Origin of the sequence: Brevundimonas sp., assembly GCF_044239655.1 — a bacterium.
Taxonomy (GTDB): Bacteria; Pseudomonadota; Alphaproteobacteria; order Caulobacterales; family Caulobacteraceae; genus Brevundimonas.
The window spans coordinates 25,476-34,086 of sequence record NZ_JBIIAY010000017.1 but is presented as its reverse complement, the minus strand read 5'-3'; the positions used below and the strand labels follow the sequence as shown (position 1 = coordinate 34,086).

9 protein-coding genes are annotated in these 8,611 nt (G+C 68.5%); 3 read left to right on the top strand and 6 right to left on the bottom strand.

Going from position 1 to position 8,611, the window contains the following annotated elements; genetic code table 11:
• A partial coding sequence (locus tag ACILQR_RS03955; protein ID WP_395650202.1) for a response regulator occupies positions 1-367 on the bottom strand: 367 nt, incomplete at its 3' end.
• Positions 364-3,789 (bottom strand): EAL domain-containing protein, encoded by a 3,426-nt coding sequence (locus ACILQR_RS03950; RefSeq protein WP_395650201.1) that lies wholly within the window; start codon positions 3,787-3,789, stop codon positions 364-366. The genes ACILQR_RS03955 and ACILQR_RS03950, both read right to left, overlap by 4 nt.
• Before the next feature lie 120 nt (positions 3,790-3,909).
• Here ACILQR_RS03950 and ACILQR_RS03945 point away from each other — a divergent pair, with 120 nt between their 5' ends.
• From ACILQR_RS03945 to ACILQR_RS03935, 3 genes are read left to right on the top strand one after another with little or no spacing between them, the layout of a single operon-like run.
• Positions 3,910-4,362 (top strand): PleD family two-component system response regulator, encoded by a 453-nt coding sequence (locus ACILQR_RS03945; protein WP_395650200.1) that lies wholly within the window; start codon positions 3,910-3,912, stop codon positions 4,360-4,362.
• The gene (locus ACILQR_RS03940) at positions 4,359-5,624 is read left to right on the top strand and encodes a TadE/TadG family type IV pilus assembly protein (RefSeq protein WP_395650199.1); all 1,266 of its coding nucleotides are present in this window, start codon (positions 4,359-4,361) and stop codon (positions 5,622-5,624) included. Before ACILQR_RS03945 ends, ACILQR_RS03940 begins: the two co-directional genes overlap by 4 nt.
• 22 nt (positions 5,625-5,646) lie before the next feature.
• Entirely contained in the window at positions 5,647-6,093 is a 447-nt protein-coding gene (locus ACILQR_RS03935) for a hypothetical protein (RefSeq protein ID WP_395650198.1), read from the top strand.
• A 1-nt stretch (position 6,094) separates the two neighbouring features.
• Here the strand turns inward: ACILQR_RS03935 and ACILQR_RS03930 are convergent, their stop codons facing one another.
• The 4 genes from ACILQR_RS03930 to ACILQR_RS03915 are packed head-to-tail and all read right to left on the bottom strand — an operon-like array spanning position 6,095 to position 8,557.
• Positions 6,095-6,679 carry a hypothetical protein gene (locus ACILQR_RS03930; protein ID WP_395650197.1) on the bottom strand — a complete coding sequence of 195 codons (585 nt, stop codon included), beginning with the start codon at positions 6,677-6,679 and terminating at the stop codon, positions 6,095-6,097.
• On the bottom strand, positions 6,676-7,302 hold the full coding sequence (locus ACILQR_RS03925; protein WP_395650196.1) for a hypothetical protein: 627 nt from the start codon (positions 7,300-7,302) through the stop codon (positions 6,676-6,678). Before ACILQR_RS03925 ends, ACILQR_RS03930 begins: the two co-directional genes overlap by 4 nt.
• Positions 7,302-8,081: a ricin-type beta-trefoil lectin domain protein gene (locus tag ACILQR_RS03920; RefSeq protein ID WP_395650195.1), complete on the bottom strand. Its 780-nt coding sequence runs from the start codon at positions 8,079-8,081 to the stop codon at positions 7,302-7,304. Before ACILQR_RS03920 ends, ACILQR_RS03925 begins: the two co-directional genes overlap by 1 nt.
• A gap of 26 nt (positions 8,082-8,107) precedes the next feature.
• Positions 8,108-8,557, bottom strand: coding sequence for a DUF3592 domain-containing protein (locus tag ACILQR_RS03915; protein ID WP_395650194.1), 450 nt, complete (start codon positions 8,555-8,557; stop codon positions 8,108-8,110).
• Positions 8,558-8,611: the final 54 nt, after the last annotated feature.

Here is an 8,611-nt window from a genome sequence, read left to right as displayed (position 1 = left end):
CGGCCAGCATCTCCGCGATCGTCGTCGCAAAGGTGGAGATTCGCAGCGGCTTGGACATGACCCGGTCGGCACCGAAGGCCAGAGCCGGATTCAGGAGACTGTTCACATCCATGCTTCCCCCGCTGGAGATGGCCAGGATGCGCACGCTGGAGCGACGCCGCTTCAGCTCGATGATGGTCTCGATCCCGTCCTTGTTGGGCATCAGCATGTCCAGGACGATCAGGTCGACGGTTTCGGCCTCGACGATGCGGAGGGCCTGGTCGCCATCCTCGGCCTCGAGCACGCGATAGCCCTCGCCGGACAACAGTTCGGCCGCAATGGCGCGCAGGGTCGGATCGTCATCCGCGATCAGGACGGTCGTGGTCATGCGGCCTCCCTGGCCACACCCAGCAGGACGTCCAGCGCCATGGGGCGATGGAAATGATAGCCCTGCAGATAGTGCGCGCCTGCAATGCGCAGGAAATCGGCCTGTTCCGCCGTCTCGACGCCTTCGCACACGACCTTCATGCCCAGGGCGCGTCCCACCCCGATAACGGCGTGGATGATGGCGGCGGAGGCCGTGTCGCTGGCGCAGCGTTCGACGAAGCTGCGGTCGATCTTCAGCGTCGTGAACTTCAGCTCGCGCAGGGCATGCAGGCTGGTGAAGCCCGCGCCGAAATCGTCGAGCGCGACATCGAACCCGGCCGCCCGCAGTTGGTCGATGGTGCGGCCGGCGGCCTCGACATCCAGCATGGCGGTCTCGGTGACCTCGACCTCGAGCCGCTCGGGCGGAAAGTCCAGCGCCCGCGCCGCCGCCACCACCCGCGCAGCGAAGCCGGGGGCCTGGAACTCGGAGGCGGAGGCGTTGATCGACACGCGGATGTCCGGCCGGTCACGCAGGTCCTGCATGGCCCGCGTCAGCACGAAATCCGTCAGCCGCGTGATCCCGCCCTCGGCCTCCAGGCGCGGGATGAAGGCGTCGGGGCTCAACCGGCCATGCTGCGGGTGGGTCCAGCGGATCAGGGCCTCGACCTTGCCCGACAGCTCTCCCCGCCGTTCGACCAGGGGCTGATAGACCAGATGCAGGTCGCCGCGTTCGATGCCGACCGCCAACTCCTCGTCGGCGCTCAGCCGCACGAGGGGTGCGTCTGCCGGTTCCGCCATGGCGGTCAGGGTCAGGGCGACCAGGGACTGGATCGCCTCGGTCCCGAGGGCCGACGCCGGCTCACCGGAACGCGACGCCGTTTCGATCCGCGAGGCCTCGCGCGCCACCGCCGCCGCGCCCAGGCTCAGGCTCATGGACTTCAGCGCATGGGCCGCGCGGGCCAGGCCGTCCGCGTCATTGGCGGCCGCGGCCTCGACGATCTCGGCCAGCCGCAGGGGTGCGTTGGTGGCGTACAGGGCGTGGACCCGGTCGACGAAATCGGCCTTGCCGTTGCGCCCCATGGCCATCAGTTCGCCCCGGATCGTGGCGTCGAACAGGTCCGGTCGCTCGGCCTCGGGCATAGCTTCGGGCGCAGGCGTCGCGACCGGCAGGGCCACGACCGATCCGACCACCGCGCTGTCGCCACAGAACCGGGCCAGTTCGCGCACCAGATCGTCCAGGGTGAAGGGCTTGTGGATCACCCCGTCCATGCCCGACGCCTTCCAGGCGTCTGCGCCAGAGCCGACGACATGGGCCGTCAGGGCGATGATCACGGCGCGAGGCCGCCCGGTCTCGGCTTCTTCGGCGCGGACCACCCGCGTCGCCTCGAAGCCGTCAAGCACGGGCATGGACCCGTCCATCAGCACCATGTCGAAGCTCTGGGCCCGCAGGCGTTCGACCGCCTGCTGGCCGTCGTCGGCGGTGAAGGTCTCGACCCCCAGGCGTGACAGGGCCTCGGTCGCCACCTCGCGGTTCACCTCGGAATCGTCCACCACCAGCACCCGCACCCCGGGGAAGGTGGTCCCGGCCGGAACGCCGGCCTTCTGGTGCGTCAGGCGCGGCTGCACACCGTCGTGCATCTGGCCGATCACGTCGCGCAGGTCGGCCTGGCGCAGCGGCTTGACCATGACGCAGGCGGTCGGCGACGCCGCGACCACGGCTTCGGCCAAGCCTTCGTTGTCACAGACGACCAGGGCCGGGCCCGACACGGACTGACCCGCCGCGACGATCGCCGCACCTTCGGCCTCGTCCGTCGCGATGACGCCCCACGCCGCCAGATACATCAGCACGGCCCGCCGCGTCTGGGACGACAGTCCCCGAACGCTGACCGACCATCCGGCCTTGATCGGCAGCGCTTCGGGCGTCTGCGCAGCCGCCTCCAGCGGCGCGGTGAAGGCAAAGGTCGAGCCCTCGCCGACCGTGCTGGCCAGGGCCCATTCGCCGCCCATCGACCGCACCAGCCGGTCGCAGATCGCCAGGCCCAGCCCGGTGCCGCCATGGGTCCGCGTCGTGCTCTGATCGGCCTGGGTGAAGGCCTCGAACAGGGTCGGCAGCTTGTCCGCCGGGATGCCGGGTCCGGTGTCGTGGACCGACACCCGCACCCGCGCCGGATCGGCCGGATCGCGGTCTATGGCGATCAGCACGCCCCCCACGTCCGTGAACTTGATGGCGTTGTTGACCAGGTTGCCGATCACCTGCCGCAGCCGGGTCGGGTCGGCCATCACGATGGGCAGGCGCGGATCGACGAACACCGCCAGGTCCAGCCCCTTGCCGGCGGCTTTTTCCGAGAACAGGCTGGCGACATCCTCGGCCGCGTCGGCCAGATCGACCTCGACGGCCTCCAGATCCATCTTCCCCGCCTCGACCTTGGAGAAGTCCAGGATGTCGTTGATGATGCTGAGCAGGGACTTGCCCGACTTGGAGATGACGTCGGCATAGCGTTGCTGGCGTTTCGGCAGGTCCGAGGTCGCCAGCATGTCGCTGAGCGCCAGGATGCCGTTCAGCGGCGTGCGGATCTCGTGGCTCATGACCGCCAGGAAGTCCGACTTGGCCGCATTGGCCTGTTCGGCCGCATCGCGCGCGACGACCAGTTCTTCGGTCCGGGCGGCGACCTCGCTCTCCAGCCCCTCCACCTGTGCGGCGATGAGGGCGTCGCGCTCGCGGATGCCGGACAGCATGGTGTCGATGCCGGCGACCAGATCGGCGACCTCGCCGTCGGCACGGATATCGACCCGGGTCGAGAAATCCTTCGTCTCGTGGACCCGGCGCACCAGACCGGCCAGGCCGACGATCGGCCGGCTGATCCCGCGCGCCATCCTGAGCGCCACCAGCAGCCCGGCCAGCACCGCGACCAGCGCGCCTGCCAGTGTGGTCCAGATGGTGGACAGGACCCGGCCGCGCAGTTCCGGGGTCTGGCTGAACAGGGTGATCGAGCCGACCGGAAGACCCTCGTGCATGACCGGGACCGTGGTCTGGATCGAGCCAGTATTGAGCACCGACCACAGCGACAGCTCGCCGTCCTCGCCGTCCATGGTGGCGTCGGTGATCAGACGGGCCCCCGCACCGGTCTCGGCCAGCAGGCCGTGGCTGTCGGATTCGATGCGCGCATAGCTGATGCCCGGCATCTGGCTGACCGAGCGGATGGCGGTGAATCCGCCTCCGCGATTGCCGTCATAGACCGCTTCCGAAGCCAGGGATCCGATGACCCGCGCGGTCTGGGTCAGGCGGCTGGTTTCCAGCGTGGCCTGTCGTCTCAAGTCGATCCAGGTCGACATGGTCGCCGAGACGAGGAACGATGCCAGTAGAGAGGCCAGAACCAGAATGGACAACTTGCGCGCGATACCGCCCTTGTTGCCGCTTCTGGTCTTTTGACTTTTGGCGATCACGCCAATCTCCCGCAACGCCTCAAGCGGTGAGCTATACCTGACGTTAATGACCCGACCCTTAAGGTGGCCGCTGGATCAGAAGATCTGGGATGGGGTCTGTCAGCCCCAGGGTCGATATCGATGAGTGGTTTCTTTTACGTACTGGATGAGGAGGCGCGGATCCTCTTCGTCGACGACGACCCGATCCTGCGCGAGTTCGCCCAGGTGAACCTCGCCTCGGCCGCGGCCGAGGTCGATGTCGCCGCCGACGGGATCGAGGCCCTCGATATGCTGTCGCGCCGTCGCTACGACCTGCTGCTCGTCGATCTGGAAATGCCGCGCATGGACGGGTTCGAGCTGCTGGCCCGGCTGCGCGCCGATCCCGAGACCGCCCACCTGCCCGTGATCGTCGAGACCGGCCGCGAGGACGTGGACGCCATCGATCGCGCCTTTCGCGCCGGGGCCACCGCCTTCGTCACCAAGCCCATGAACTGGCGGCTGCTGTCCTATCAGCTCCGCTTCACCCTGCGCGCCGCCCGCGCGGAGGCCGCACTGCGTGACCAGTGCCGCGCCGCCGTCCCCGTTGCCGCATGAAGACCCTCGTCCGCTGGATCGCGCGCGCCCGGCGCCGCCTCGGCGGATTCGGCCGCAATGAGCGCGGCAACATCGCTCTGATGTTCGCCCTGTCGGCCCCGGCCGTCGTCCTGATCGCCGTGGGGGCCATCGACCTGGGCAATGTCCAGTCCAACCGGGTCAAGCTTCAGGACATCGCCGACACGGCGGCCCTGGCCGGCGCCAACGAACTGGGCCTGGCCATCGATGACGCCACCGCCGTGGAACGGGCCCATGCCTTCGTCGCCGGCCACCTGTCGGAGTGGCCCAAGGGTCCGACCGTGACACCGGTGATCCAGGTCGTCGAGCAGGACGACCAGCGGGTGATCGAGGTCACCCTGAACGGCCACACCCCGTCCTTCTTCGCCAACATGCTGCCGCCCGGCGGCTGGAAATACAGCGCCCAGGCCCGCGCCGTCTCGGTCGCCATGACCCCGCTCTGCGTCCTGGTCAGCGGCGGGTCGGGCTCCAAACTGCTCAACGTCAAGAATACCGGCCGGATCTCTGCCCCCGAATGCCTGGTTCACTCAAACCGCGACATTCTGGTCGAGGGTGGTTCGATCGGTGCCTATCAGGTCCAGGCCGTGACCTCGGCGACCGGCGTCATCAGCCCCGACCCCGGCACCGGCGCCGCCCCGATCGAGGATCCGTTCAAGGATCTCAAACTCACTCCCCCCTCGCCGTGCAAGCTGATCGACCTGGCGTTTCCGAAAAATCTGCTGATGGGCACCTTCCGCCTGTCGCCCGGCGTCCACTGTGGCATCTACATCTTCGGCGGTAACTCCCAGCTGATCCTCGATCCAGGGGAACACTGGTTCATGAACGGCATACTCCAGATGCGCGATTACGCGCGCCTGACCGGCTCGGACGTGGTCCTGTTCTTCGACAAGCAGTCGAATTTCGACTTCATGGGTCACAGCACCGTCAATCTGGAAGGGCGCAAGCGCGGAGCCTTTGCGGGTATGGTCATGGTCGCCGAGCGCGGAAACATCAAGAATTTCACAATCTCCAGCGACAACGTCGATAGCCTGCTGGGCGTGATCTACGTGCCGGACGCCCAGCTGATCGTCGAAGGCGGCAACAACGACGTCGCGCGCGACAGCGCCTGGACCGTCATCGTCGCCAAATCCCTCCAGCTCAAGGGCGCGCCCTCGCTGATCATCAACGCCAACTACAGCGCTTCCGACGTCCCCGTCCCGACCGGCGTCGGTCCGCGCGGCGGCGGATCACAACTCGTCCACTAGGCCCAGGAAACAGGAGACCGCCATGGCACTCGAAGCCGAAAGTGTCGCCCAGGCGGGCGAGGTGGATCCCGGCGCGCGGCAGGCCAGGTCCGAGCGACGTGGCAAGGACCGCCGCTTGGGCCAGACCCGCATCAACAAGGCCGCGCCGCGACGCTCGCTGATGAAGATCTGCGGGGCCTGGGCGACCGCCATGTCCTTCGCCATCTTCGCCATCGTCTTCATGGCCACCACGACCCTGCTGGAACGGACCCCGTGGATCGCCCTGTCGGTCGCGGGCATGGCGGTGATCACCTCGGTCTTCGCCCTGATGCTGGGCAGTATCGAGCAGCGGCTGATCGAGATCCGGCTGGAGCTGATGATGGCCAACGGCGGCATGCGTCAGGCCGACCGCCGCCAGGGCGAACGCCGCACCGGCTCATCCCCCGCCGACCGCGCCGGATCCGCCGAGGACAGGCGCGGCGCCGCTTAGCTCAGTTGCCTCGACGGTCGCAGGTCATCTGGTAGAAGCTGGAGTTGACGTCGGCTGACAGGCCGATGCGACCGCCGTCCAGGACACGTCCCCCATAGCCGTCCCAGGGACCGCCGCTGAACCGCAGGCGACGACTGGCGGCGTCATAGCTGTAGCGGCCGGTCACGCCCTGGGCATTGGCGTATCGGCCGCCGCCGAGAATCCGCAGGGTCAGGTTTCCCGCCGCTCCGCTGACGCACTGGTACAGGCCCGTCGCCGGGCCACCGGTTGTGGAGGTTGAGGGGTTGGGCACCGCCGGCGTTCGGGGCGCGGGTGTCGGGGTATTCGGCTGGCCCCCCGGTGCTGCGCTGAGCATGAAGGCGGCATAGGTGTCGGTGAAGGACTGGCCGTCGACCCGGATGACGCAGGCCGTGCCGTTCAGGGACACCACCGTCGCCGGACGCCCCGCCGGGCTCAGCACCCGCTGTCCGACGGTACAGCGGTCGAGAGCCGAGGCGGGGCTCGTCAGGCCGAGGACCGCGATCGCCGCACCCAGAGCGATCAGGACCGCAACGATGGCGCGGTGGCCCCGCCGGTGTCGTGTCACGACGCGGGAGCCTTCGGATCGGCGCGGGCCCACGACGGCAGCAGCCGGATCGGACCGCCACCGCAGTTGGCGGCATAGCTGTTGGTCGCCTCGACCTCATTCCTGAGGATGACGCACAGCTTCCAGTCGTTGGGCAGGCCCATGGTGGATCCCAGCACGATCGACCCGCGTCCGAACGGCGGACCCGCTGCAGGTCTGGCCGCCGTCTGCGTCGCCGGTTGACCGCCGAGCGGACGGACGTGGATGTCGCGCCGGATCGTCCGCGTGTGGTTGCAGCTGACCTCATAGGCACCCTGGAAGGCCTCGATCACGGTACATCGGTCCCAGAAGCCGGGTTCGACCGGATCCTCGACCTCGACCTCGGTGTAGGCGGCCAGCACGGGGGCGGGGGGTGCGGCGGGTGCAGCCGGGACGACAGACGCGGTCGGTGCGACGGCCGGTGCGGCAGGGATGGCGGGCATCACCGGCGCGACGGGGTCCGCCACCAAAGGGGGCGTCGGGATCACGGGCGCGGGCGTGGCCTCGGTCGGGACCGGGGCGTCGGGAATGTCCTGGGCCAGCGCCGCCGACGAGACGCCGAGGGTCAGAACCGCCGCCAGGGCTGCGAAAGACAGGACGCGCATCAGTAGCCCCCGGGAGCGATGTTGCGCAGTGACGCACCGTCGTTGGCGATCAGGTTTCCGGCACCCCCGGCCACGATGTTTCCTGCGCCTCCGGCCAGGATGCTGGCGGCGATGATGTTCCCCGCGCCTCCGGCAATGATATTGCCTGCGCCACCGGCAACGATATTGCCTGCGCCGCCCGCCACGATGTTTCCGGCACCGCCCGCGACGATGTTGGAGCTGGAGACGCCTCGCGAGGCCAGCAGGGCCCGACCGGGTTGCAGACCGGAAAGGGGCGTCGTCGAGCTGATCCGGTAGGTCGCTCTCCCGCCGCTGGTCGCCGTGTACCATTTCTGGTTCATTCCGCCGTGACAGCTCCATCCGACGATGCGGGCACCCGATGCGCGATTTCCACCTTCGATGTCGGCGCAGAGACCCAGTTCGTTGCGCAGTTCGCCATTGGCCTGAATGCCCCAGCGCTGGTTCTGGCCATTGTTGCAGCCGGCCGCCGACAGGGGCGAGCCCTGACCGTTCGACTGAAGGCAGGTCTGGTTGCCCAGCGAAATCATCCCGTAGCTGCCCGAGACGAACCGCCACCCCTGGGCGCCGCGGCCCGACTGGCAGGTCGCGTACATGATGACGTTGCTGTTGCCGACGTCGAGGCAGTGGCCGATCTGGTAGTAGCTGGCGATGGTGGGGGTGCCGCCGCTGACCGTGACGGTCACCTGGGCGCGGGCGACCCCGGCGAAAGCGGTCAGGCCGAGCGCGGCCACGGCGGCGATAACGAGGCGATGCGACATGGTATCCTCCGGTACAGTGGGGGCGCTCAGGCCCCGGTGAAGACAAGAATGACGGCGACCACCAGGAAGGCCGCGCCGACGAAGACGCCGGCGAAACGCAGGGTGCGGACGTCGCCCGTGGGTTCCAGAACGGCATAGCCGGGCTTGTCGGGGTCGTAGCGAGCCTCGATCTCGGCCCCGGACGGGTAGCGGGTCAGGACGGCGTCGGCCTGCTCGCCGGTCAGATTGGTCTGGACGAACGACAGCCGCGTCGACTGATGCTGGGTGCCCTGCACCTCATAGGCGTATCGGACCGTGGCCCAGCGACCGCCCTTGGAGTTCTGGTTGATCTTGGACTCGACGATCCGGGCCCGGACGATCGGCCAGTGCCGCGCCGCCCGGATCTTCGCCTCGGCGCGTGACGCCATCCAGAAGGTCAGGATGGGCGCCAGAACGCCGGGGATGACGGCGAACAACAGGATGGACAGGCCCGGCATCGTCTCCTCCTCATGCGACGGAAGCGACAGCTTCGCACCGCCTGCGAAACCTGC